This is a genomic window from Bradyrhizobium sp. HKCCYLRH3059, from assembly GCF_051168035.1.
Taxonomy (GTDB): Bacteria; Pseudomonadota; Alphaproteobacteria; order Rhizobiales; family Xanthobacteraceae; genus Bradyrhizobium.
Genome location: NZ_JBNPUF010000016.1, coordinates 32,371 through 56,296 on the forward strand (window position 1 = coordinate 32,371; position 23,926 = coordinate 56,296).

The window sequence follows — 23,926 nt, forward strand, 5'->3', positions numbered from 1 at the left end:
GCACCCATGAAGCGGTTCAACCTGTCGGCCTGGGCGGTCAATCATCCGCCGCTGGTGCTGTTCCTGATCATCGCGCTCGGCGTCGCCGGCTTCTTCTCCTATCAGAAGCTCGGCCGTGCCGAAGATCCGTTCTTCACCGTCAAGGTCGTCAACGTCTCGGTGATGTGGCCGGGCGCGACGGCGGCCGAGATGCAGAGCCAGGTCGCCGACCCCATCGAGAAGAAGCTGCAGGAGCTGCCTTACTTCGAGAAGGTGCAGACCTATTCGAAGCCGGCCTTCACCGCGATGCAGGTGACCTTCCGCGATTCGACGCCGCCGGCAGAGGTGCCGCATCTGTTCTACCTGATCCGCAAGAAGCTCGACGACGTGCAGTCGTCGCTGCCGTCGGGCATCGTCGGGCCGTTCGTCAATGACGAGTTCTCCGACGTCGATTCCATCTTGTTCATGATGACCGGCGACGGCGCCGATTATGCGCAATTGAAGAAGACCGCCGAAGGCCTGCGCCAGCGCCTGCTCAAGGTCACCGGCGTCACCAAGGTCAATCTCTACGGCACCCAGGACGAGCGCATCTATGTCGAGTTCAGCCATGCCAAGCTCGCCACGCTCGGCGTCACACCGCAGGCCCTGTTCGATTCGTTGGCCAAGCAGAACAATGTGACCCCGGCCGGCACGGTCGAGACCTCGTCGCAGCGCGTGCCGCTGCGCGTCACCGGCGCGCTCGACGGCGCCAAGGCGGTGGCGGAGACGCCGGTCGAAAGCAACGGACGCGTGTTCCGGCTCGGCGACATCGCGACCGTCACCCACGGCTACGTCGATCCGCCGAGCTTCAAGGTGCGGCAGGAGGGCAAGCCCGCGCTCGGCATCGGCGTGGTCACGGCCAAGGAGGCCAACATCCTGGAGCTCGGCAAGGAGGTGCACGCCGCCGCCGACGATTTCATGAAGGCGGTGCCGCAGGGCATCGAGATCGAGCAGATCGCAGACCAGCCCAAGGTGGTCGAGCACGCCGTCAGCGAGTTCGTGCACTCGTTCGTCGAGGCGCTGGTGATCGTGCTGTTCGTGTCGTTCCTGGCGCTGGGATGGCGCACCGGCATCGTGGTGGCGCTGTCGGTGCCGCTGGTGCTCGGACTCGTCTTCATCGTCATGAACATCATGGGGCTCAACCTGCACCGCATCTCGCTCGGCGCCCTCATCATCGCGCTCGGCCTGCTGGTCGACGATGCCATCATCGCGGTCGAGATGATGGTGGTGAAGATGGAGCAGGGCTGGGACCGGATGCGCGCCGCGTCGTTTGCCTGGGAATCCACCGCGTTCCCGATGCTGACCGGCACCCTGGTCACGGCCGCCGGCTTCCTGCCGATCGGCTTTGCCAATTCGGCGGTCGGCGAATATGCCGGCAGCATCTTCTGGATCGTCGCCATCGCGCTGGTCGCGTCGTGGTTCGTCGCGGTGATCTTCACGCCCTATATCGGCGTCAAGCTGCTGCCCGACATCAAGGTTCATCACGACCATGATGAGCACGCGATCTACGATACGCGCATGTATCGCGGCCTGCGCCGCGTGATCCGCTGGTGCGTCGATCACCGCATCACCACAGTCGCTGCGACGGTCGGCGTGTTCGCGGCATCGATCGTGGCCTTCGGCCACGTCCAGCAGCAGTTCTTCCCGCTGTCGGAACGCCCCGAGCTGTTCCTGCAGTTGCGGCTGCCGGAGGGCACCGCATTCGGTGTCACCGAGAAGGCTGCCAAATCAGCAGAGAAGCTGCTCAAGGACGACAAGGACATCGAGACCTACACCGCCTATGTCGGGCAGGGCTCGCCGCGGTTCTGGCTCGGCCTCAACCCGCAACTTCCGAACGAGGCCTTCGCCGAGATCGTGATCGTCGCCAAGGACGTCGCCGCGCGCGAGCGCATCAAGGCCAAGATCGAGACCGCGGCTGCGAATGGCGAGCTGAACGAAGCGCGCGTCCGCGTCGATCGCTTCAATTTCGGTCCGCCGGTCGGCTTCCCGGTCCAGTTCCGCGTCATTGGCCCGGATGCGGCGAAGGTACGCGAGATCGCCCATCAGGTGCGCGACGTCATGCGCCAGAACCCGAATGTCAGGGATCCGCAGCTCGACTGGAACGAGCAGTCGCCCTACCTCAAGCTGGTCGTCGACCAGGATCGTGCCCGCGCGCTCGGCCTGACCCCGCAGGACGTGTCGCAGTCGCTGGCGATGCTGATCTCCGGCGTGCAGGTCACGACCATCCGTGACGGCATCGAGAAGGTCGGCGTCGTCGCCCGTGCGGCGCCGTCCGAACGGCTGGATCTCGCCCATGTCGGCGACCTCACCATCACCTCGAAGAACGGCGTGGCCGTGCCGCTGCAGCAGATCGCCAAGATCGAGTATTCCCACGAGGAGCCGATCCTGTGGCGTCGCAACCGCGACATGGCGATCACGGTGCGCGCCGACGTGGCGGATGGCGTCCAGGCGCCGGATGTCACCAACCAGATCTCGCCGAAGCTGCAGGATATCCGCAACCACCTCGCGCCCGCCTACCGGATCGAGGCCGGCGGTGCGTTCGAGGAATCCGCCAAGGGCAATGCCTCGATCTTCGTGCTGTTTCCGCTGATGGTCATCGTGATGCTGACCCTGCTGATGATCCAGCTGCAGAGCTTCTCACGGCTGATCCTGGTGTTCCTGACCGCGCCGCTCGGCATCGTCGGCGCCTCGCTCGGGCTCAATGTCGCCAACGCGCCGTTCGGCTTCGTGGCGCTGCTCGGCCTGATCGCGCTCGCCGGCATGATCATGCGCAACGCGGTGATCCTGGTCGATCAGATCGAGACCGACGTTGCCCATGGCCTGACCCGCAAGGAGGCGATCATCGAGGCCACGGTGCGCCGTGCCCGCCCTGTGGTGCTGACCGCGCTCGCCGCGATCCTCGCCATGATCCCGCTGTCGCGCTCGGCGTTCTGGGGCCCGATGGCGATCACCATCATGGGCGGGTTGTTCGTTGCAACCTTCCTGACGCTGCTGTACTTGCCTGGATTGTATGCCCTATGGTTCCGCAAGAGTCTCGACGAGCGCGGAGCGAAAGACGCGGATCATTCCGCAGCGCAGCACACTGACGTGCCGAGGCCCGCGCTTCCTCTGGCCGAGGCCGCCGAATGAAGGACCAACAAGATCGCAGGCATGATGACCCTGGTTTCCGACCATATCGAATCCGATACGCACGAGCGCATTCTCGTCGTTGCTGAGCGCCTGTTTCGACAGATCGGCTACCAGAAGACGACCGTCGCCGACATCGCCAAGGAGCTCCGTATGAGCCCGGCGAATGTCTACCGGTTCTTCGACTCCAAGAAGGCGATCCACCGGGGGGTCGCCCACACGCTGATGGCCCAGGTCGAGGCGGCCGCCATCATGATCGCGGAGCGGCCCGGCCCGGCGGCGCCGCGGCTGCGCGAGCTGCTCGGCACGATCCATCGCATGAACACCGAGCGCTATGTCGGCGACAGCAAGCTGCACGAGATGGTCGCGGTGGCGATGGAGGAGAGCTGGGACGTCTGCGAGGCGCACATGCTGCTGATCACCGAAATCATCGGCCGGGTGATCGGGCAGGGCGCGGCGTCCGGCGAATTCGCGGTCACCGATCTGCCGCTGGCGGCAAAATGTGCGACGACCGCGATGATGCGCTTCTTCCATCCGCAGATGATCGCGCAATGCGCGACCAAGCCGGGCCCGACGATCGACGAGATGATCGATTTCGTGCTGTCAGGCCTTGGTTCCAGGCGCGCTGCAAGCTAAGTTCGCCGTCATTCGAGCGAAGCTTCGTCGCTTGCGCTCCCCGCAATGACGGAAGGGACGACGGCGTGACCGAACGGGATCTGCATTTCTACGAACCGAAGAACGGCCACGGCCTGCGCCACGATCCCTTCAACGCCATCGTCGCGCCGCGTCCGATCGGCTGGATCTCGTCGCGTGATCCGGACGGTCACGTCAACCTTGCGCCGTACAGCTTTTTCAACGCCTTCAACTACACGCCGCCGATCATCGGCTTCTCCTCGACGCAGTGGAAGGACTCGGTCGCCAACATCCAGGACACCGGCGAGTTCGTCTGGAACCTGGTGACGCGCGGCCTGGCGACGCAGATGAATGCGACCGCCGCGCATGTCGCGCGCGAGGTCGACGAGTTCAAGCTTGCGGGCGTGACGCCGGTAGCTTGCAAGTTCGTCAACGTGCCGCGCGTCGGCGAAAGCCCTGTCGCGTTCGAGTGCAAGGTGACGCAGATCATCCAGCTGCAGGGCGCCGACGGTGCCAAGGCGCAGGCCTGGCTGACGCTCGGCGAGGTGGTCGGCGTGCATATCGACAAGACGCTGATCAAGGATGGCGTCTACCAGACGGCGCTGGCGCATCCGATCGTCCGTGCCGGGCGTCGCGGCGACTATTTCGAGATCATGCAGGAGGCGATGTTCGAAATGGCGAGGCCGGACTGACGGACTTGCGCCTCTTGAACGCTGCTGCAATTGGAGACCACCCGACGTGACCGAAGCGACCGTCCATGCCGCGCTGTCCGCGCCGACCGAGCCCCGCGGCGATCTCTGCATCCGCACCCTGGCGATGCCGGCCGACACCAATGCCAATGGCGACATCTTCGGCGGCTGGCTGCTCAGCCAGATGGACGTCGGCGGCGGCGTGTACGCCGCCAAGGTCGCGAAGTCGCGCACGGTGACGGTCGCGATCGAGGCGATGAACTTCCGCAAGGCGGTGTATGTCGGCGATCTCGTTTCGGTCTATGCGCATCTCGTCCGCGTCGGCCGCACCTCGATGACGGTGCGTCTCGAAGCCTGGGTGCTGCGCCGGAAGGAGGAGCAGCCGATCCTCGTCACCGACGGCAACTTCACCTACGTGTCGATCGACGACGATGGCCGGCCGCAGCCGATCCGGCGCGACGGCTCCGTCACAGCCTGATCACATTCGCGGTCTGTCGGCGCAAGTAACCTCTGTTAATCCGCCGCATATGTCGCTCGCTCGGCATAAGGAACCGCGATCCGGCGATACGCGTTTGTTTGGGCCGGGCGGGACGGAGACGCGAAGGCCGAGCATGCGCGCTCGGCGTCTGCCGCGATCACTCTCGCGCGAGATGCGCCTTGTCCACAGGGCGAGCGTCTTTACGATAATTGCAAGTTCTGGTTGCTTGGCTGCGCGTTGCCGCGTCTCTGCCGTATTGCGTGCTTCGAGTGACACATTCGGACGAGCAGCGCTGACGGCAGTTCGTTTTCGATCCACAAGGCAAAAAATGCCAGCCGGAAAAAATTGCCGGCACAGAGGAAACGGCGGGGGCGTGTTGCGCGAACAGGGTGGGAGGAAGTCCATGTCGGACGTTGACGAGAAACTGACCTTGCAGGTCCTGAAGAAGCTGCAGCAGCGGCTTCTCCACGCCGAGCGCAGGATTTGCGTCTACGAGAATCAGCTCAGCGCGTTTCGTGAACATCACGTCGAGGTGTTGAGGGATCTGCGCACGATCTATCAGTTGCTTGGTCAGCATCAACACCGTCTCGGCGGAGCCGATGCGTCGCTGCGCAAGGTGACGCTCGTGCCGGATGATCCGCACTGATTCGGCAAGGGGTCACGGCGTGAGTGCGTGCAGCGCAGCCAACATAACATCCACACAATTTCCTGTTGGCATTCACATCGGAATGGCCGGTGGCTCCCTGCACGGAACATTCGTCATGGAGCTCGGTTATACGCCCCGGAATGAACGACGGGATTGCGCAATGTCCGACACCTACATCATCGAGGTCAGCTCCCAGGCGGCGGGGATCGTCGTCCGCGACCGCGGCGGCTTCCGCTTCTTCGCGGCGTCCCATCGCTTCAATGCCCTCGAGGGCCAGGTGTTTCGCAATGCCCGCGAAGCCGAACGCGCCGCGATTCGGCTCGTGACCGGCGAGCTGAGCGCAGCCGCCTGAGCAGACGGGCGCACGCGGTGGACGTCGGCCGGACCAGACCGCGCGCGACGTTTCAGGCGATTGCTGCGATGCGCCCAGTGCTTGCCGATTGACGCTTGACTCGATCAGCATCACCATGGTGCAGCTTGTCCCTGAAAGCTTGCCATGGCCGTCCTCTCTCAACGTCAGACCGACATCCTCAACATCGCGCGCGCCTCCGGCCGCGTCATGGTGGAGGATCTCGCGCGCCGCTTCGAAGTCTCGGCCCAGACCATCCGCAAGGACCTCAACGATCTGTGCGAGCAGCGCGCGCTGACGCGCATCCATGGCGGGGCCATCATCGCCTCCGGCGTCGAGAATCTCGCCTACGAGGCGCGGCGCTTCGTCGCTGCCGACGAGAAGAAGGCGATCGGTGCGGTCGCAGCCGCGCGGATTCCGAACGGCTCCTCGCTGTTCATCAATATCGGCACCACGACGGAGGAGGTGGCGAGCGCGCTGTCGTCGCACCAGGACCTGCTCGTCATCACCAACAATCTCAACGTCGCGATGCTGCTTTATCCGCATCCGCGCATCGAGGTGATCGTGGCCGGCGGCACGGTGCGGCGCTCAGACGGCGGCGTGATCGGATCGACCGCGACGCAGCTGATCGGCCAGTTCAAGGTCGACTATGCGATCATCGGCGCATCCGCGATCGACGAGGAGGGCGCGCTGCTCGACTTCGACTATCGCGAAGTCCAGGTGGCGCAGGCGATCATCGCCAATGCCCGCAGCGTGATGCTGGTGGCCGATTCCACCAAGCTCCACCGCAGCGCGCCGGTGCGCATCGCCCATCTCAGCCAGATCCAGACCTTCGTCACCGACCGGCCGCTGCCGGACGGACTGGCCAGCCTCTGCCATAGCCGCGGCATCGAGGTGGTCTCGGCGATGTCCGCCGACGAGGTCGACGACGCCGCAGAGGCAACCGAAACGGCGGGGTCCGCCGTGCTCCGCCGCGCCTGACTTTCCGCCACTCTCGCAGGCTCCTTGATCCCGGTTTGGGCAGGTTTTGCCCAACCGCGGCCCAACATGCGAATTTCGATTTGCTTTCACTTTCGTTTGTGTTTAACTCGAAACCGAAAGTGAAATCGCCGCAGTCAAGGCGATTGCCGGGGGATGCGTCTGTTGGAGCGGATCTACGACCTCGCCATTATCGGAGGCGGCGTGAACGGTTGCGGCATCGCGCGCGATGCGGCCGGACGCGGAAATTCCGTTTTCCTTTGTGAAATGAATGATCTGGCGAGCGGAACCTCGTCCTGGTCGACCAAGCTCGTGCATGGCGGCCTGCGCTATCTCGAATATTACGAGTTCCGGCTGGTCCGCGAGGCGCTGATCGAGCGCGAAGTCCTGTGGCAGATCGCGCCCCACATCATCCGTCCGCTGCGCTTCGTGCTGCCGCATCATTCGGGGCTGCGCCCGGCCTGGCTGCTGCGCCTCGGCCTGTTCCTCTATGACCATCTCGGCGGCCGCAAGCTGCTGCCGCCGACGCGGTCGGTGAACCTGCGCAGCGACGAGGTCGGCCGCCCCTTGATCCCCGGGCGCTACAGCAAGGGCTTCGAATATTCCGACTGCTTCGTCGACGATGCGCGTCTGGTCGTGCTGACCGCGCGGGATGCTGCCGATCGCGGCGCCGTCATCCGCACCCGCGCGCGCGCGACCGAGATCCGTCAGGATGGCGGCCATTGGCTGGTCACGACCGATAACACGCAGACCGGCGAGCGCGAGACCATCAAGGCGCGCGCGCTGGTCAATGCCGCCGGTCCCTGGGTCGAGCAGGTGCTGGCGACCGGCGCCGGCGTCAATGCCAAGGCCAAGGTGCGGCTGGTGCAGGGCTCGCACATCGTGGTGCGCAAGCTCTACGATCACGATCGCGCCTACATCTTCCAGAACGCCGACGGCCGTATCATCTTCGCCATTCCCTATCAGCAGGATTTCACGCTGATCGGCACCACCGATCGCGACTATCAGGGTGATCCGGCCAAGGTGAAGGCGACCGACGAGGAGATCGCCTATCTCTGCGCCGCGCTCGGGGAATATCTCGCCAAGCCGGTGACGCCGGCCGACGTTGTGTGGAGCTATTCCGGCGTGCGGCCGCTCTATGACGACGGCGCCTCCGAGGCCAAGGCGGCGACCCGCGACTACGTGTTCGAGCTCGATACGCCCGGCGGCTTGCCGCTGCTGTCGATCTATGGCGGCAAGATCACCACCTACCGGCGCCTGTCGGAAGAGGCGCTGGAGCGTCTCGCGCCCTATGTGAAAGGGGGCAAGGCGGAGGAGGGATGGACCGGCAAGGCGTCGCTGCCCGGCGGCGACATGAAGGTTTCGGCCGTCGGGCCGTTGATTGCGGATCTCCGCAAGACCTATCCGTTCCTGTCGGATGCACATGCGAAGCGGATCGCCCATGCCTATGGCACGCGGGCTGCGGCCATGCTCGCCGGTGCGACATCTTTGGCCGATCTCGGCCAGGATTTCGGTGGCACCTTGACGGAGCGTGAAGTCAGGTACCTGATGACGAACGAGTGGGCGTTGACGGCCGAGGACATCGTGTGGCGGCGATCGAAGCTGGGGTTGCGGATGTCGGCGGCTGAGATCGCCGCGCTCGATGCGTGGATCACAGCCAATCGCGAGCGCTCCGCCGTGCCGGCGCGTGAGGCGGGAGGGCGCGCATGAGCGTGACGCTCGATCACGTCTCCCGAATTGTCGACGGCGTGACCACCATTCGCGACGTCTCGCTGACGTTGCAGCGCGGTACGCTGAGCGTGCTGCTCGGGCCGACGCTGTCCGGCAAGACCTCGATCATGCGGCTGCTCGCCGGCCTCGACCGGCCGACCACGGGGCGGGTGCTGGTCGACGGCAAGGACGTCACCGGCGCCGACGTGCGGCAGCGCTCGGTCGCGATGGTCTATCAGCAGTTCATCAACTATCCCTCGCTCTCGGTCTATGAGAACATCGCTTCGCCGTTGCGCGTGCAAGGCAAGTCGCGCCAGGAGATCGAGAAGCGCGTGGCGGAAGCAGCCCGGCTGCTCCGGCTCGAGCCCTATCTGAAGCGTACGCCGCTGCAGCTCTCCGGCGGCCAGCAGCAGCGCACCGCGATCGCGCGCGCCCTGGTGAAGGGTGCGGACCTCGTGCTGCTGGACGAGCCGCTCGCCAATCTCGACTACAAGCTGCGCGAGGAGCTGCGCACCGAGCTGCCGCGCATCTTCGAGGCATCCGGCGCAATCTTCGTCTACGCCACCACCGAGCCGTCGGAGGCGCTGCTGCTCGGCGGCCGCACCATCTGCATGTGGGAAGGGCAGGCGCTGCAGGCCGGCGATACTGCGGCCGTGTATCGCCGACCCGACACCTTGCGTGTCGGCCAGGTGTTCTCGGACCCGCCGATGAATACGGTCGAGATCCAGAAGCGCGGCGAGAGCGTGGAGTACGCCGGCGGGGTCAAGGCGCCGGCGGTAGGCCTCTATGCTGATCTGCCCGATGGCGCCTATCGCGTGGGCTTCCGCCCGCATCAGCTCGGGCTTGGCAAAGGCGATGGCAGCCACGGCCGCCATGCCTTTCCTGCGATCGTCTCGGTCACCGAGATCACGGGATCGGAGAGCTTCGTGCATCTGACGCGCGACGGCATGAACTGGGTCTCCGTGCTGCACGGCGTCCATGAATACGAGCCCGGCGAGATCCTCGACGCGGTGCTCGATCCGTCCAATGTGTTCGTGTTCGACGCTGGCGACCGCCTGGTCGCCGCGCCGGCGATCTGAGGGAGATGCCGCATGGCCCGCATTGACCTCGTCGATCTCGCCCACGCCTACAACGGCAACAGCGGCGATATCGAGAGCTACGCGCTGAAGCCGGTGACGATGACCTGGCGCCAGGGCGGCGCCTATGCGCTGCTCGGCCCGTCCGGCTGCGGCAAGACCACGCTGCTCAACTTGATCTCCGGCATTCTGACGCCTTCGCACGGCAAGATCCTGTTCGACGGCACCGACATCACCAAAGCCTCGACCCGCGAGCGCAACATCGCGCAGGTGTTCCAGTTTCCGGTGATCTACGACACGATGACGGTCGGCGAGAACCTCGCCTTTCCGCTCAAGAACCGCGGCGTGCCGAAAGCGGAGATCGACAAGCGCGTCGCCGAGATCGCGCGGCTCTTGGACCTGACGCCGGACCTCCATCGCAAGGCGACGCGGCTCACCGCCGACGCCAAGCAGAAGATCTCGCTCGGCCGCGGCCTGGTGCGCTCCGACGTCGCCGCCGTGTTGTTCGACGAGCCGCTGACCGTGATCGATCCCGAGCTGAAATGGCAGCTGCGCTCCAAGCTGAAGGCGCTGCATCGCGAGCTCGACCTGACGATGATCTACGTCACCCACGACCAGACCGAGGCGCTGACCTTCGCCGACACCGTCGTCGTCATGCATGACGGCCGCGTGGTGCAGAGCGGCACGCCCGCGGAATTGTTCGACAAGCCGGCGCATACCTTCGTCGGCTACTTCATCGGCTCGCCCGGCATGAACATCCTCTCCGCCGAGGTGAAGGGACGCGAGGCCCGCATCGATGGCCACACCCTGACGCTGTCGCGCAGCTACGACGCGCTGCCGGCCGGCGCCAAGATCGAGATCGGCGTCCGCCCGGAATTCGTCGATGTCGCTCAACCCGGACCGGGCCTGCTCGACGCCAATATCGAACGCGTCGACGATCTCGGCCGCATCCGTTTCGCCCGCGTTCGCGTCGGCGACGTCAAGTTCGCCGCGCGCCTGCCGGCCGGCTTCTCGCCGCAGGGCTCGGCGATCGGGCTGAAGTTCGATCCAGCCTATGTCCACGTCTATGCCGACAGCCGTCTCGTCGAGGGAGCCTGAGTGATGGACAAGACCATCAACAACAAGGCCTGGTTCCTGGTGCTGCCGGTGTTCCTGCTGGTGGCGTTCTCCGCTGTCCTGCCGCTGATGACGGTGGTGAACTATTCGATGCAGGACACGTTCGGCAACAACCAGTTCTTCTGGAATGGCGTCGGCTGGTTCAAGGAGCTGCTCGATCCCTCGACCGATCTCGGCGGGCGCTTTCTCGCCTCGCTCGGGCGTAACCTGATCTTCTCGCTCGCGATCCTGGCCATCGAGGTTCCGCTCGGAATCGTCGTGGCGCTGTCGATGCCGCGGGGCGGATGGACCGTGGCGTTCTGCCTCGTCGTGCTGGCGCTGCCACTTCTGATTCCGTGGAACGTGGTCGGCACGATCTGGCAGATCTTCGGCCGCTCCGACATCGGCCTGCTCGGCTACACGCTCAACGCCATCGGCCTGGACTACAATTACGTCTCGAACGACGCCGACGCCTGGTTTACGGTCATCTTGATGGACGTCTGGCACTGGACCAGCCTGGTAGCGCTGCTGTGCTATGCCGGCCTGAAGTCGATCCCCGACGCCTATTACCAGGCTGCGCAGATCGACGGCGCCTCGCGCTGGGCGGTGTTCACCGCGATCCAGCTGCCCAAGATGCATCGCGTGCTGCTGATCGCCGTGCTGCTGCGCTTCATGGACAGCTTCATGATCTACACCGAGCCGTTCGTCGTCACAGGCGGCGGGCCGGGCAATTCGACGACCTTCATCTCGATCGAGCTCGTCAAGATCGCGCTCGGCCAGTTCGATCTCGGCAAGGCGGCTGCCCTGTCGCTGGTCTACAATCTGATCATCCTGATCGTCTGCTGGGTGTTCTACACCATCATGACCAATGCCGGCGCCGAGCGGCGGCCGGTGAAAGGGGGCGCGTGATGAACACCATTCCGGGCCGTCGGATCATCATCTCGCTATTCCTGGTCTTCCTGCTGTTGCCGATCTACTGGCTCGTCAACATGAGCTTCAAGACCAACAACGAGATCGTCACCACGATGAACTTGTGGCCGCATCAGCCGACGCTGGCCAACTACATGCGCATCTTCACCGACGAGAGCTGGTATTCCGGCTACATCAACTCGCTGAAATACGTGATCATCAACACGGTGATCTCGATCCTCGTGGCGCTGCCGGCGGCCTATGCATTCTCGCGGTACCGCTTCCTTGGCGACAAGCACCTGTTCTTCTGGCTGCTGTCGAACCGCATGGCGCCGGCTGCGGTCTACGCGCTGCCGTTCTTCAATCTGTATTCGGCGATCGGCCTGTTCGATACGCCCTGGGCGGTGGCGCTGGCGCATTGCATCTTCAATATCCCGCTCGCGGTCTGGATCCTCGAAGGCTTCGTGTCGTCGGTGCCGCGCGAGATCGACGAGACGGCGTTCCTCGACGGCTACTCGTTTCCGCGCTTCTTCGTGAAGATCCTGGTGCCGCTGATCGCGAGCGGCATCGGCGTCGCCGCCTTCTTCTGCTTCATGTTCTCCTGGGTCGAACTGCTGCTCGCGCGCACGCTGACCTCCGTCGACGCCAAGCCGATCTCGGCGGTGATGACGCGCACCGTCTCGGCGTCCGGCATGGATTGGGGTCTGCTCGCGGCTGCCGGCGTGCTCACGATCATCCCCGGGGCGCTCGTCATCTGGTTCGTCCGCAACTACATCGCGCGCGGCTTCGCGCTGGGACGGGTGTGATGACGCACGCTTGTTGCCACGGCCTCCGTTCCGCCTCCCCCGCTTGCGGGGGAGGCCGTATCGCATCGTCAGATGCGATACGGGTGGGGGCATCTCTCCTCTCGGGCGCTCCGACGCGCGGCGCCCCCACCCCAACCCTCCCCCGCAAGCGGGGGAGGGGGCCCATTACCGCCTGGAGCCGATAGCCATGAACAGCATCGCATGGATGGCATGGACCTTGCCGACCGCGATCTTCTTTGCTGCGCTCGCATGCACGCTCGGCGTCATGATCGTGCTCGCCGCGCGCTACCCGGAGGCCGAGCGGGTCGGCGTGCTGCGCATCCCGACCACGCGCGGCGACCGGCTGTTCATCTCGCTGATCTCGGCCGCCGTCATTCATCTCGTATGGATCGGTCTGGTCGGCACCGACACGATTGCGACCTTGCCGATCGGCGAGGAAGGGTTTGAGGTTTCGAGCCTGTGGCTCGCGACCGCAATTTCGCTTGCATCAGCCGTTGCGATCTTCCGCACCGTCTGACGCAGGTGAAAAGGGGCAGATCCGGGGGCAACCCGGACCTGGATACGTCTGTCGCTCAAGGAGGAAAGCATGCGACACTTGAAACCTAGGAAGCATCACCTGACCAAGGCGAGCTATCTCGCGATGACCAGCGCTGCTGCGCTGTTCGCCGCCACTATGACGCTGTCCGTGCCGGCACGTGCGGACGACGCCACGATCCAGAAGTGGATCGACAGCGAATTCCAGCCTTCGACGCTGTCGAAGGAAGAGCAGAAGAAGGAGCTCGAGTGGTTCGCGAAGGCCGCCGAGCCCTTCAAGGGCATGGAGATCAACGTCGTCTCCGAGACCATCACGACTCACGAATACGAGTCGAAGACTCTCGCCAAGGCGTTCAGCGAAATCACCGGCATCAAGCTCAAGCACGACATTATCCAGGAAGGTGACGTCGTCGAGAAGCTGCAGACCCAGATGCAGTCCGGCAAGAACGTCTATGACGGCTGGATCAACGACTCCGACCTGATCGGCACCCACTTCCGTTACGGCCAGACGATCGCGCTGTCGGACTACATGAAGGGCGAAGGCAAGGACGTCACCGATCCGATGCTCGACGTCAACGACTTCATCGGCAAGTCGTTCACGACCGCGCCGGACGGCAAGCTCTATCAGCTGCCCGACCAGCAGTTCGCGAACCTGTATTGGTTCCGCTACGACTGGTTCACCAATCCGGACTACAAGGCCAAGTTCAAGGCCAAGTATGGCTACGACCTCGGCGTGCCCGTGAACTGGTCGGCCTATGAGGACATCGCCGAGTTCTTCACCAACGACATCAAGGAGATCAACGGCGTCAAGGTCTATGGCCACATGGACTATGGCAAGAAGGATCCCTCGCTCGGCTGGCGCTTCACCGACGCCTGGCTGTCGATGGCCGGCAACGGCGACAAGGGCATCCCGAACGGCCTGCCGGTCGACGAATGGGGCATCCGCATGGAAGGCTGCCGTCCGGTCGGCTCGTCGATCGAGCGCGGCGGTGACACCAACGGCCCGGCGGCCGTCTACTCGATCGCGAAGTATCTCGACTGGATGAAGAAGTATGCGCCGCCGCAGGCGCAGGGCATGACCTTCTCCGAGGCCGGTCCGGTCCCGGCGCAGGGCAACGTCGCTCAGCAGATCTTCTGGTACACCGCCTTCACCGCCGACATGGTGAAGCCCGGCCTGCCGGTCGTGAATGCGGACGGCACGCCGAAGTGGCGCATGGCCCCGTCGCCGCATGGCGCGTACTGGAAGGAGGGCATGAAGCTCGGCTACCAGGATGCCGGTTCTGCGACGCTCTTGAAGTCGACCCCGCCGGATCGCCGCAAGGCCGCCTGGCTGTACCTGCAGTTCATCGTCTCCAAGACGGTGTCGCTGAAGAAGAGCCATGTCGGCCTCACCTTCATCCGTGAATCCGACATCTGGGACAAGTCGTTCACCGAGCGTGCGCCGAAGCTCGGCGGCCTGATCGAGTTCTACCGCTCGCCCGCGCGCGTGCAGTGGACCCCGACCGGCAACAACGTGCCCGACTATCCGAAGCTGGCGCAGTTGTGGTGGCAGAACATCGGCGATGCGTCGTCCGGTGCGAAGACCCCGCAGCAGGCGATGGACGCGCTCGCGGCCGCTCAGGACTCCGTCCTCGAGCGTCTGGAGAAGTCCAAGGTCCAGGGCGAGTGCGGTCCGAAACTGAACAAGAAGGAATCGGCCGAGTTCTGGTTCAACAAGTCGGCCAAGGACGGCAACATCGCTCCGCAGCGCAAGCTCGCGAACGAGAAGCCGAAGGGCGAGACGATCGACTACGACACCCTGATCAAGTCGTGGCCGGCCACCCCGCCGAAGCGCGCCGAGGCGAAGTGAGCCAACGCTCTGAAGTCATCGCCCGGCTCGACCGGGCGATCCCATCACGAAGGCCGGGAGCAATCCCGGCCTTTTCTTTTGGCCCAGAGGTGAGGGGCTTCCCGTTCCATTCGGGAATTATTCCCGGTCCGCATGGGACAACTTCCACGCAGCAAGTGCCTTGAAGCCGGTGGGGACAGGCGGCACTCTTTGACGATCGGGATTGTCGCGATCTTCGCCGTGACTTTGCCCCAACGACACGAAACAACAAGGCCTCGACACGATCCGGCATGGCCCCATGCGATCCACGCCGGGATCGTGATCACCAACCACGGGGCCACCGAGGGAGTACGGCCATGGATCAGGCGCACATCGCCAATATCGCGAGCACGCTGCCGGAGGCGTTGTCGCCCTGGACCATGTTCATGCAGGCCGACATCGTCGTGAAGTCGGTGATGATCGGGCTGGCGCTGGCTTCGGTCGCAACCTGGACCGTTCTGGTGGTGAAGACGATCCAGCTCCGCGCGGCACTGCGCACCTCGCGCAGCGCGCTCGGCATCGCGCTGGCCGCGCGCGCGCTGTCGGATGCGACGGGACGCATTTCCGCCGACGACGGTGTGGTCGGACGGCTGCTGGCCGTCGCCGATGACGAAATTGACAAGTCGCGTGGCCTCCCCGCCGATGGCATCAAGGAGCGCGTCTCCTGGCAGTTCGAGCGGATCGAGGCCGCGGCGGTGGCGCGGATCGGCCGCGGCATCGGCATTCTCGCCACCGTCGGCGCCGTCGGGCCGTTCGTCGGCCTGTTCGGCACGGTCTGGGGCATCATGAACAGCTTCATCGGCATCTCGCATGCCCACACCACCAACCTCGCGGTGGTCGCGCCGGGCATTGCCGAGGCGCTGCTCGCCACCGCGTTCGGCCTCGCAGCCGCGATTCCCGCGGTCGTGATCTACAACCTGTTCGCGCGCGCCACCGGCGGCTATCGCGCCGTCATCGCCGATGCGTCGGTCGCGGTGATGCGGCTGCTCAGCCGTGATCTCGATCGTCAGCACGCCGGGCCCACGGAGGCGCGGCGCAGCGCCATCCGCGCGGTCGACGCGCCGCTGCTGTCGATCGCCAATCCGGCGGAGTGAGCCATGGCCGTCAAGCTAGCCCGGCGCACCGACGAGTTCGAGGAGACGCACGACATCAACGTGACGCCGTTCATCGATGTCATGCTGGTGCTGCTGATCATCTTCATGGTGGCGGCGCCGCTCGCCACCGTCGACATCCCGGTCAACCTGCCGGCGATATCGGCGGAGCCACAGCCGCGCGCGGAGACGCCGGTCTTCGTGACCTTCAAGGCCGACCGCTCGCTCGCCGTCGGCGACCAGAGCGTCGCCCAGTCCGACATCGCCGCCTCGCTCGATGCCGCCACCAAGTCCGATCGTGGCCAGCGCGTGCTGCTGCGCGCCGACCAGACGCTGCCCTATGGCGAGGTGATGGCGCTGATGAACACCCTGCGCCGCGCCGGCTACACCAAGGTGGCGCTTGTCGCGCTCGAAGACCGGAGTGCGCCGTGAGCGTGCTGACGCTCGAGCCGTTCGACAATGACGAGGCTCGCCGCGAGCGGACGCTGTGGACGATCGCTGCGATCGTGGTCGCGGCGCTGCATGTCGGGTTTGCCGCCGGCTATTGGCTGCTGCGCCCGGCGCCGCAGGGCCGCGCGCAGGCAGAAGCGTTCGACGTCGTGTTCACGCCGGCGGTCGTGAGCGAGCCTGCGCCGGCGATCCAGGAGGCGCCGCCGGCCGATCCGACGCCGCCCGCGGAGCCGCCAAAGCCGGAGCCGGCCAAGGAGGAGGCCGTCGCGCGCGAAGCCGTGGCCGAGCCGGTGCCGCAGCCGCCCGAGCCGCAGGTGTTGGCGCAGCCCGAGCCGGTGCCCGAGGTGATCGCGAGTCCGGAGCCATTGCCGCAGGTCGCGCTGGCGCCCGAGCCGCCGCGCGCCGACGACATCGTGCTGCCGCCGCCGCCAGCGCCGAAGCCGATCGAGGCGAAGCCGCCGGAGGCGAAGCCAGCTCCCATTCCCGAGCGCGTCGAACGCAAGCCGGCCGAGAAGAAAGAGGCCAAGGAGATGGCCGAGCGGAAGCCCGCGCCGCCGAAGCCAGCGGCACCGGCCAGCCGACCGTCGCGCGTCGCGTTGGCGCCCAATGCAGGGGAGGACAGCCAAGGCGCGCGCGAGGGCCAGGCCGACTGGAACAGCCAGGTGCGCGCGAGCATCGCCCGCGCCGCGAGCTATCCATCCGACGGCAACGGCGCCAGTGGCACGGCGACCGTGACGGTCGTGATCGACCGTAACGGTCGACTTCTGTCACGGCGCCTTGTCGGCAGCTCCGGCTCGCCCGCGCTCGATCGCGCGGCGCTGTCGAGTGTGGAACGCGCCGCGCCGTTCCCGCGCTTTCCCCCCGTGATGCGGCAGGCGCAGGAAGCGCTCAACGTTCCGCTGCGTCTGCGACAGCGTTGAGCGCCGCGTCCTGCGCGCGTCGCCTATTTCGAGCACCCGGTCAGATCGGTATCGCGCACGACGAACTGCGCGCCTTCCTTGAGCTCGACGTTCTTGGCGATGCAGGTGCGGCCGCCTTGCTCGGACAGCTTGATGTCGTAGCGGCCTGACTTCACGCCGACCAAGGTCATGCGCTCGTTGTGGTCGACCATGCCCTCGTCGTCGTTCTTGCACTGGTCGGTGCCCCAGTTCTTGGTGCCGGCAGCGGCAAGATACATCTTCACGATCGTCTGGCCGGTGCGGTTGAGAAAGCGCGGGCCGTCGTCGGCGGATGCGGCAGAGCCGGCCAGCATGAGCAGCGTACAGGCAGAGACGAGGCGACGCATGACGAGTGTCCTTTTCTTATCATTGAGCATGGGATGGCGGGGGCTGCGGCTCAGAAATCCTTGCCGATGCTGGTCTTGATCGCGAGGCCGCGCGAGGCGTTGGTCAGGCCATAGCCGACGCCGAAGCTGAACTCGAAGCCCTTGAAGCGGGTGTCGGCGACGGCATAGAGCGTCTGCATCTGCTGATTCCAGGGCAGGACGTAGCCGAACGGTCCGAGATTGGAGAAATGCTCGATGCCGACGGTCCAGCGGTCGCTCAATCGCTTGACGAAGCGCACCGAGGGCTCGAAGGCCGAGCCGGCGCCGTCGATGCCGAAGGTCATGTTGGCGTTGAAGATGAGCTGATAGTCGTTGGGCAGGTTGACGCCGATGATTGGCGTGAACATCTGCGCCACCCGCGGCGTCGCCTCCTGCACGAAGCGCGGCGCGCCGGGCTGGCCGGCGCCGGCCTTGTTGGCGACCCACAGGTCCGGCGTCAGGCCGCCCTGCGGCGCCAGGATGGTGCGTGACACCAGGCCGAGGAAGACGGTGCGCTCGAGCCGGTCGCCCTGGATGAAGGTCTGGCGAATGGTGACGCCGCCGGACTGGAATGAATAGCCGGGCACGCCATTGTCCATCACGTTGCCCAGCGCCATCGGCACATTGGTGCGGGCAAAGGCGTAGGGCGAGGTCAACGCGATCTCGTACCATTCGGTCGGCGAGTAGCCGATCTCGGTCTCGCCGGTGACCGCACGCTGCGGCACGCGGCGTCCGCCGTTCTGTTGCGGATTGAAGGTTGTCAGATAGCCGAAGCGCTGTTCGACCTGGAAATGTCCGGGCGAGGCGGGGTCATTGCCCTGGATCTCCTCTGCCGCTGCACCGAACGGCGCGAGCACGAGAGCACCGGCAGCCATGTACAATCGCGATCGTCTTTTTGTACTCCTGGCGATGCCGTTCGGCTGCATGTCCCCGCGCTCCCTTCAACTGATGAGCTAACGAGTCGGCGGGGCGAAAACATGCGGGCCTGTCGGCTGAAAGATGACGCGATCGGGAAACGATCAGTCGTCGAATGCCGCAATTGCTCCGGCCCTTGCTGTTTCGACGAGGAATAGGGATGTTTTGGCAAGTCGAACGGGACATTTTGACCGGGACAATATGGCGGCCATTTCGCGAGTGAATCTCAACGCGGTGATGAATGTGGCGTGCTGCAAACACATTGAGGTCATAGAGCGAGGAAAACATGTGTTGCAGCATGCATTGCTGATCGCCGGATCAGCCAGAGAATGGACACGCCCGTGCTTCACACACCCGGTCATCGTCGCCGCTTGTCCGCTCGGCCGATGCGGCTCGGACTGGTGCTCACACTGCTTCTGTCCACGCTGCTGCCGGATGGACGCGCCTTCGCGGAGGAGCCGCTGCGGGACCAGCTGGAAGCCTGGTGGAATCAAACCCAGGCCGGCAAGAGAGGTCAGGTTGGGCAAGTCCGACAGGGGTCATCGGGGAGCGGTGCCAGAACCGCAAGGCATGTCGCGAAGCGCGGACGCCACGTCGCCAATGCCCAGGCCGAGGCAGGAGGAGGTGTCTTCGACCACGATAGCGGTCCGCGTCGTGACCGTCCGGGGAGATATTTTCTGCACGGACCGAGGTTCTAGTCCCGACGCTCTTGCGGGAATTTCCCGGGCGTCGCGTTCTTGCACTTGCGAAATGACAAGGCCTCCCATAGGTCAAAGCGATGTATGGCGCGTTGCCGGTGAAACCGCCGACGCTCGCATACGTTGTTTTCGTGCCCTTCATCGCCGCCCCTTGGACGGCGGAGACAAAGGATCAATTCGATGAATTGGAAACTGATGATGACGGCCGCTGCCGTCGGCATGGCCGCGATCGTCGGCACGTCGACGATCGCTGTCAGTGCACCGGCCCCTTCCAAGCTGCTGACCTCGATCGACCCCGACAAGGACGGCACCGCCGACATGAACGAGGTCCGCACCGCCGCCGGCGCTCTGTTCGATCGTCTCGATCGCGACCACGACGGCACGCTCGACGCCAAGGAGCTGCGCGGCCGCGTTTCGGCCAAGGATCTCAAGGCCGCTGATCCCGACAAGGACGGCACGCTGACCAAGGACGAGTATCTCGCGCTGGTGGAAGGCCGCTTCAAGGCGGCTGATCCGGACGGTGACGGCACGCTCGACTCGAAAGAGCTGAAGTCGGTGGCCAAGCTGCTGAAGTGAGACATCGGTCCGCACTGGACCGACGCGACATAGACATGAGCTCGAGGGCCTGTGACGGGAGACCGTCGCAGGCCCTCGTCTTTCAGGCGGATGCTCGTGGCGCGCCGGCAGGAAGGCGATTGGCCCTCACATGCTTGGGCGGGACATTTCCACTGCGAGACGAACCAGGTCGGGGAGGCTGCGGGCCCCGAGCTTCTGACGCAGCCGGTAGGTCAGGTTGATGACGGTCTTGTAGCTGATGCCGAGATGGTCGGCGATCGCCTGATAGGATTTCGCCTGGGCCAGCAGCGCAAGGGCCTGGCGCTCGCGCGGGGTCAGCGCAGGGGCCGCCATGCCGTCCGGGTTGGCGCGGAGCAGGGCGATGCGGGTGGCGAGCTGCGGATCGAGATAGGTGCCGCCGGCTCGAACCTGCTCCAACGCCTTGGGCAGCTCGTGCGGCGGCGCGTCCTTCAGCAGATAGCCGCTGGCGCCGGCGTCGATCGCCGAGCGGACGATGCGCGGATCGGCATGCATGCTGAAGACCAGGATCCGGGCGCGGGGATCGTGCGACCGCATGCGTTCGATCAGATTGATGCCGCCGAGCTCCTGCCCGTGCAGGCGCAGATCGACGATCGCGACGTCCGGCCGGTCACGAACATAGGCGTCGTACCCGCTGTCGGCATCGTGTGCCTCGGACAGCGCGCGGATACCGGCTTCGTTCAGCAGCCAGCGGCAGGCCGTGATCACGACCGGGTGGTCATCGACGAGCAGAACGCGATACATCCGATGAAGGTCTTGCCCTTATGGCGCCGACGGCGCCGATGCTTTCTCTACCATGTGAGTTCCCTTGCAAACCAGGATCGGGTGCAACAGTGCGGCCGAGGCTGGGAGATAGCTCGGCGAATCGATCGCCACTTTCCGGATCCGGGAAGATTGTCCCTAGGGGCCGAAGAATATTGCCCGTTGCGACGAACTGGAGGGCTGTTTACGAATGTTAACGTTCGTAGACGGGTAAATCGGCCAGTTCTGGTGCGGGTAAAGGCTCAGGGGCGTGGGCTGTTGCCGGAACCGGTCGACAAGAAACTGGGGGACGTCTTGACCAGACTGTCGGCGCTGAAGAGCGCGCTTCTCGCGACCTGTGCGTTGCTGCCTGCGGCTGCGTTCGCGCAGCAAACCCTGCAGACCATCGAGGTGGTCGGCGTCTCGCCCGTTCAGGGCAGCGAGATCGCGAAGGACAAGATTCCTTCCAATGTCGAAACCATCGGGGCGCGGGAGCTCGACCACAGCCGCGCGCCGACGCTGCTCGACAGCATCCTGCAATCGGTGCCCGGGGTCTCCCTCAGCGACCAGACCGGGAACGCGTTCCAGCGCGACTTGAATTATCGCGGTCAGACTGCCTCGCCGGTGCTCGGGACGCCGCAGGGCATCGCCGTCTACCAGAACGGCACCCGCATCAATGAGGCCTTCGGCGACGTCGTGAACTGGGACCTGATCCCGGAAATGGCGATCGCACGCATGACCCTGATGCCGAACAATCCGCTGTTCGGCCTCAACGCCACCGGCGGTGCGCTGTCGATCGAGATGAAGAACGGCTTCAACTACCAGGGCGGGGAAGCGCAGTTGTTCGGCGGCTCGTTCGGCCGGATCCAGTCGGGCGCTCAATACGGCTGGAACAACGGCACCTACTCGGCCTATATCGCGGCGGAAGGCGCCTATGACCGCGGCTGGCGCGACTACTCGTCGGCCTCGCAGATCCGGCGCATGTATGCCGATTTCGGCGCGCGCGGCGACAATACCGAATTCCATCTCTCCTTCACCGGTGCCGACAACAAGCTCGGCTCGGTCGCCGCGACACCGATCGAGATGCTGAACCAGCGCTGGTCCAGCGTCTATACCTGGCCGCAGTCGCTGCATCTGCAGATGCAGATGGTGCAGGCCAGCGCAAAGTGGACGCCGACCGACACGCTGTCGATCCAGGCCAACGGCTATTACCGCAACTACAAATCCGCGCGCGTCGATGGCAATAGCACCGAGGTTGCGGCCTGCGACCCCGCGGGCGCGTTCCCCGGAGAATTCTGTCTCAGCGATGCCGCCGGCACCGAGTTCCAGATGAACCGCAACGGTCCGACCGCCAATACGCTGGCGGGCGATGCGGCGCTCGGTCAGATCGACCGCAATACCGTCAAGACCGACAGCTATGGCGGCTCGCTGCAGGCGACCTCAACGACGCAGCTCTTCGGCCATGACAACCATTTCGTCGTCGGCGCCAGCGTCGATCACGGCAATACCAACTTCCAGGCCACATCCGAGCTCGGCACCATCGACAACAACCTGTTCGTCACCGGCCTCGGCGTCTACATCGACCAGCCCAACGCGGGCCTTGCTCCCGTCAATCTGAATGCCAAGAACACCTATCTCGGCATCTATGCGACCAACACCTTCGACATCACCTCGCAGCTGGCGCTGACGGCCGGCGGCCGTTTCAACTGGGCGCAGATCAACCTGCGCGACCAGACCGGCTTCGCGCCGCTGCTGAACAGCAACAACAATTTCCAGCGCTTCAACCCGGTGGTCGGCCTGACCTACAAGATCACGCCTGACATGACCGCCTACGCGGGCTATTCAGAAGCCAACCGCGCGCCGACGCCGCTCGAGCTCGGCTGCTCCGATCCGGCCAATCCCTGCCTGATCGACAACTTCCTGATCGCCGATCCGCCGCTCAAGCAGGTGGTGTCCCGCACCGTCGAAGGCGGCCTGCGCGGCGAGATTTCCGGCGGCCGCTCGGCCTACGCCGCCGACCTGCCGGCCTACCGCAAGGCCCCGATCAAATCGGTGGCGGTCGATGATGGCTGGCGGCTGCGCTGGGGCCTCAGCCTGTTTCGTACCGAGAATTCCGACGACATCATCCAAGTCGTCGACCCGGCCAACCCGGTGCGCGGCTATTTCAAGAACGCCGGCACCACGCTGCGCCAGGGTGTCGAGGCCAAGGTCGACCTGGCCTGGAACCGGTGGACCGCCTACGCCAACTACACCTTCATCGACGCCACCTTCCGCAGCGCCTTCGACGTCAACGATCCGTTCCTGCGGGTGCCGGTCGGCGTCGTCTCCGGCAACCACATTCCCGGCATTCCGGCGCACCGCCTGAAGCTCGGCGCAGAATATGCCGTGACCGACGCCTGGAAGGTCGGGGCGAGCGTCAACTATGTCGGCAGCCAGTACCTGCTGCACGACGAGACCAACGTCTACCCGAAGGTCCCGGCCTACTGGGTCGTGAACGTCAACACATCTTATCAGGTGACCAAGAACGTCGAGGTGTTCGGCCTGATCCAGAACCTGTTCAATCAGCGCTATTACTCGGCAGGTACCGTGTTCGACCCCGCCGGCTTCAACACCGCCGGTGGCGGAACCGCGTTCGCGCTTAACGATCCGCGCAGCATGGTTCCGGGGATGCCGCTCGCGGCCTATGCCGGCATCCGGGCGAAGTTCTGAGCTTCGCATCCTGACGACCATAGGCGCATCCGCGCCGCGCCACGGCAGCCCCCACCGTGGCAGGAAGGCCGGGAGAAATCCCGGCCTTTTTCTTGCTTGACTAAAAGCGTGACGTGCCTCCGCTGCCGTAGGGTGGGCAAAGGCGCGCGTGCGATACTGCATGCCGCGAGCTCAACTCCACCGCGCGCCGTGCCCACCATTCCTTCCGCTTGCGCGGATGCACGGCGGGCACGTGACCGCCCTGCGGGCGGCTGCTTTGCCCACCCTACGCAGCCGGTATGAATCGTCGATGAGTCTGCTCACGATGGATTTTGGGCAATTATCCCGCTGACCTCGTGAACGAGATCGCTGCGCGCCTGTGGAATTTGCGAAGCATCGCGATTAGTTGCTACCGGTTTCCGCCAACTACGAACTTCCGCCACAGAACCCGACCAGCTATTGCGCATCGTATCGAGCAGCGAGGTGGCGCACATGAGCCGTAGATCTTCAAGCCTTGTATCGATCATCACGT

Annotated in this window: 22 protein-coding genes; 19 read left to right on the top strand and 3 right to left on the bottom strand. The window is 64.9% G+C overall.

What is annotated here, in order from left to right:
• Positions 1–6: 6 nt before the first annotated feature.
• From ACQR13_RS31595 to ACQR13_RS31675, 17 genes are all read left to right on the top strand, one after another.
• Entirely contained in the window at positions 7–3,147 is a 3,141-nt protein-coding gene (locus ACQR13_RS31595) for an efflux RND transporter permease subunit (protein WP_315750371.1), read from the top strand.
• A gap of 21 nt (positions 3,148–3,168) precedes the next feature.
• The gene (locus ACQR13_RS31600) at positions 3,169–3,780 is read left to right on the top strand and encodes a TetR/AcrR family transcriptional regulator (RefSeq protein WP_315717347.1); all 612 of its coding nucleotides are present in this window, start codon (positions 3,169–3,171) and stop codon (positions 3,778–3,780) included.
• Positions 3,781–3,845: 65 nt separating this feature from the next.
• Positions 3,846–4,469 carry a flavin reductase family protein gene (locus ACQR13_RS31605; protein ID WP_315717346.1) on the top strand — a complete coding sequence of 208 codons (624 nt, stop codon included), beginning with the start codon at positions 3,846–3,848 and terminating at the stop codon, positions 4,467–4,469.
• A 46-nt stretch (positions 4,470–4,515) separates the two neighbouring features.
• Entirely contained in the window at positions 4,516–4,944 is a 429-nt protein-coding gene (locus ACQR13_RS31610; protein ID WP_315717345.1) for an acyl-CoA thioesterase, read from the top strand.
• Between the two features lie 373 nt (positions 4,945–5,317).
• Positions 5,318–5,590 (top strand): hypothetical protein, encoded by a 273-nt coding sequence (locus ACQR13_RS31615; RefSeq protein ID WP_315750373.1) that lies wholly within the window; start codon positions 5,318–5,320, stop codon positions 5,588–5,590.
• Positions 5,591–5,750: 160 nt separating this feature from the next.
• Positions 5,751–5,942, top strand: a complete 192-nt coding sequence (locus ACQR13_RS31620; RefSeq protein WP_315717343.1) for a hypothetical protein — start codon at positions 5,751–5,753, stop codon at positions 5,940–5,942.
• Positions 5,943–6,086: 144 nt separating this feature from the next.
• Positions 6,087–6,920, top strand: coding sequence for a DeoR/GlpR family DNA-binding transcription regulator (locus ACQR13_RS31625; RefSeq protein WP_316201133.1), 834 nt, complete (start codon positions 6,087–6,089; stop codon positions 6,918–6,920).
• A 153-nt stretch (positions 6,921–7,073) separates the two neighbouring features.
• Complete coding sequence (gene glpD, locus ACQR13_RS31630) at positions 7,074–8,627, top strand: glycerol-3-phosphate dehydrogenase (RefSeq protein ID WP_315750375.1); 1,554 nt, start codon at positions 7,074–7,076, stop codon at positions 8,625–8,627.
• The gene (locus tag ACQR13_RS31635) at positions 8,624–9,706 is read left to right on the top strand and encodes an ABC transporter ATP-binding protein (RefSeq protein WP_315717340.1); all 1,083 of its coding nucleotides are present in this window, start codon (positions 8,624–8,626) and stop codon (positions 9,704–9,706) included. Before glpD ends, ACQR13_RS31635 begins: the two co-directional genes overlap by 4 nt.
• 12 nt (positions 9,707–9,718) lie before the next feature.
• Positions 9,719–10,801: an ABC transporter ATP-binding protein gene (locus ACQR13_RS31640; RefSeq protein ID WP_315717339.1), complete on the top strand. Its 1,083-nt coding sequence runs from the start codon at positions 9,719–9,721 to the stop codon at positions 10,799–10,801.
• Between the two features lie 3 nt (positions 10,802–10,804).
• Positions 10,805–11,707: a carbohydrate ABC transporter permease gene (locus ACQR13_RS31645; RefSeq protein ID WP_315717338.1), complete on the top strand. Its 903-nt coding sequence runs from the start codon at positions 10,805–10,807 to the stop codon at positions 11,705–11,707.
• Positions 11,707–12,513 carry a carbohydrate ABC transporter permease gene (locus ACQR13_RS31650; RefSeq protein ID WP_315717337.1) on the top strand — a complete coding sequence of 269 codons (807 nt, stop codon included), beginning with the start codon at positions 11,707–11,709 and terminating at the stop codon, positions 12,511–12,513. The genes ACQR13_RS31645 and ACQR13_RS31650 overlap by 1 nt, the downstream gene beginning before the upstream one ends.
• A 187-nt stretch (positions 12,514–12,700) precedes the next feature.
• A complete protein-coding gene (locus ACQR13_RS31655) occupies positions 12,701–13,030 on the top strand; it encodes a DUF2160 domain-containing protein (RefSeq protein WP_315717336.1) in 330 nt (109 codons plus the stop codon).
• A 123-nt stretch (positions 13,031–13,153) separates the two neighbouring features.
• On the top strand, positions 13,154–14,896 hold the full coding sequence (locus ACQR13_RS31660) for an ABC transporter substrate-binding protein (RefSeq protein WP_315717375.1): 1,743 nt from the start codon (positions 13,154–13,156) through the stop codon (positions 14,894–14,896).
• 335 nt (positions 14,897–15,231) lie between these two features.
• Positions 15,232–16,008 (top strand): tonB-system energizer ExbB, encoded by a 777-nt coding sequence (gene exbB / locus ACQR13_RS31665; RefSeq protein WP_316187208.1) that lies wholly within the window; start codon positions 15,232–15,234, stop codon positions 16,006–16,008.
• Positions 16,009–16,011: 3 nt separating this feature from the next.
• Entirely contained in the window at positions 16,012–16,437 is a 426-nt protein-coding gene (gene exbD / locus ACQR13_RS31670) for a TonB system transport protein ExbD (protein ID WP_316187207.1), read from the top strand.
• Positions 16,434–17,375, top strand: a complete 942-nt coding sequence (locus tag ACQR13_RS31675) for a TonB family protein (RefSeq protein WP_316201132.1) — start codon at positions 16,434–16,436, stop codon at positions 17,373–17,375. Before exbD ends, ACQR13_RS31675 begins: the two co-directional genes overlap by 4 nt.
• Positions 17,376–17,398: 23 nt before the next feature.
• Here the strand turns inward: ACQR13_RS31675 and ACQR13_RS31680 are convergent, their stop codons facing one another.
• A complete protein-coding gene (locus tag ACQR13_RS31680) occupies positions 17,399–17,740 on the bottom strand; it encodes a hypothetical protein (protein ID WP_316187205.1) in 342 nt (113 codons plus the stop codon).
• 50 nt (positions 17,741–17,790) lie between these two features.
• Positions 17,791–18,633 carry a hypothetical protein gene (locus ACQR13_RS31685; RefSeq protein ID WP_315827005.1) on the bottom strand — a complete coding sequence of 281 codons (843 nt, stop codon included), beginning with the start codon at positions 18,631–18,633 and terminating at the stop codon, positions 17,791–17,793.
• Between the two features lie 957 nt (positions 18,634–19,590).
• Here ACQR13_RS31685 and ACQR13_RS31690 point away from each other — a divergent pair.
• Positions 19,591–19,947, top strand: a complete 357-nt coding sequence (locus tag ACQR13_RS31690) for an EF-hand domain-containing protein (protein WP_315827135.1) — start codon at positions 19,591–19,593, stop codon at positions 19,945–19,947.
• 126 nt (positions 19,948–20,073) lie between these two features.
• On the opposite strand, the gene ACQR13_RS31695 is transcribed toward ACQR13_RS31690, so the two are convergent.
• A complete protein-coding gene (locus ACQR13_RS31695; protein ID WP_434863561.1) occupies positions 20,074–20,709 on the bottom strand; it encodes a response regulator transcription factor in 636 nt (211 codons plus the stop codon).
• Positions 20,710–21,021: 312 nt separating this feature from the next.
• Between ACQR13_RS31695 and ACQR13_RS31700 the strand changes: the two genes are divergently transcribed.
• Positions 21,022–23,415 carry a TonB-dependent receptor gene (locus ACQR13_RS31700; protein WP_316175829.1) on the top strand — a complete coding sequence of 798 codons (2,394 nt, stop codon included), beginning with the start codon at positions 21,022–21,024 and terminating at the stop codon, positions 23,413–23,415.
• Positions 23,416–23,926 lie beyond the last annotated feature (511 nt).

Bases quoted from the DNA above. Each gene is read 5' to 3' on its own strand.
- ACQR13_RS31680 (WP_316187205.1), bottom strand. From the start codon at position 17,740: ATGCGTCGCCTCGTCTCTGCCTGTACGCTGCTCATGCTGGCCGGCTCT.
- ACQR13_RS31685 (WP_315827005.1), bottom strand. From the start codon at position 18,633: ATGGCTGCCGGTGCTCTCGTGCTCGCGCCGTTCGGTGCAGCGGCAGAG.
- glpD (WP_315750375.1), top strand. From the start codon at position 7,074: ATGCGTCTGTTGGAGCGGATCTACGACCTCGCCATTATCGGAGGCGGC.
- ACQR13_RS31690 (WP_315827135.1), top strand. From the start codon at position 19,591: ATGGCCGCGATCGTCGGCACGTCGACGATCGCTGTCAGTGCACCGGCC.
- ACQR13_RS31595 (WP_315750371.1), top strand. From the start codon at position 7: ATGAAGCGGTTCAACCTGTCGGCCTGGGCGGTCAATCATCCGCCGCTG.
- ACQR13_RS31650 (WP_315717337.1), top strand. From the start codon at position 11,707: ATGAACACCATTCCGGGCCGTCGGATCATCATCTCGCTATTCCTGGTC.
- ACQR13_RS31640 (WP_315717339.1), top strand. From the start codon at position 9,719: ATGGCCCGCATTGACCTCGTCGATCTCGCCCACGCCTACAACGGCAAC.
- ACQR13_RS31655 (WP_315717336.1), top strand. From the start codon at position 12,701: ATGAACAGCATCGCATGGATGGCATGGACCTTGCCGACCGCGATCTTC.
- ACQR13_RS31620 (WP_315717343.1), top strand. From the start codon at position 5,751: ATGTCCGACACCTACATCATCGAGGTCAGCTCCCAGGCGGCGGGGATC.
- ACQR13_RS31660 (WP_315717375.1), top strand. From the start codon at position 13,154: ATGACCAGCGCTGCTGCGCTGTTCGCCGCCACTATGACGCTGTCCGTG.
- ACQR13_RS31645 (WP_315717338.1), top strand. From the start codon at position 10,805: ATGGACAAGACCATCAACAACAAGGCCTGGTTCCTGGTGCTGCCGGTG.
- exbB (WP_316187208.1), top strand. From the start codon at position 15,232: ATGGATCAGGCGCACATCGCCAATATCGCGAGCACGCTGCCGGAGGCG.
- ACQR13_RS31625 (WP_316201133.1), top strand. From the start codon at position 6,087: ATGGCCGTCCTCTCTCAACGTCAGACCGACATCCTCAACATCGCGCGC.
- ACQR13_RS31600 (WP_315717347.1), top strand. From the start codon at position 3,169: ATGATGACCCTGGTTTCCGACCATATCGAATCCGATACGCACGAGCGC.
- exbD (WP_316187207.1), top strand. From the start codon at position 16,012: ATGGCCGTCAAGCTAGCCCGGCGCACCGACGAGTTCGAGGAGACGCAC.
- ACQR13_RS31635 (WP_315717340.1), top strand. From the start codon at position 8,624: ATGAGCGTGACGCTCGATCACGTCTCCCGAATTGTCGACGGCGTGACC.
- ACQR13_RS31695 (WP_434863561.1), bottom strand. From the start codon at position 20,709: ATGTATCGCGTTCTGCTCGTCGATGACCACCCGGTCGTGATCACGGCC.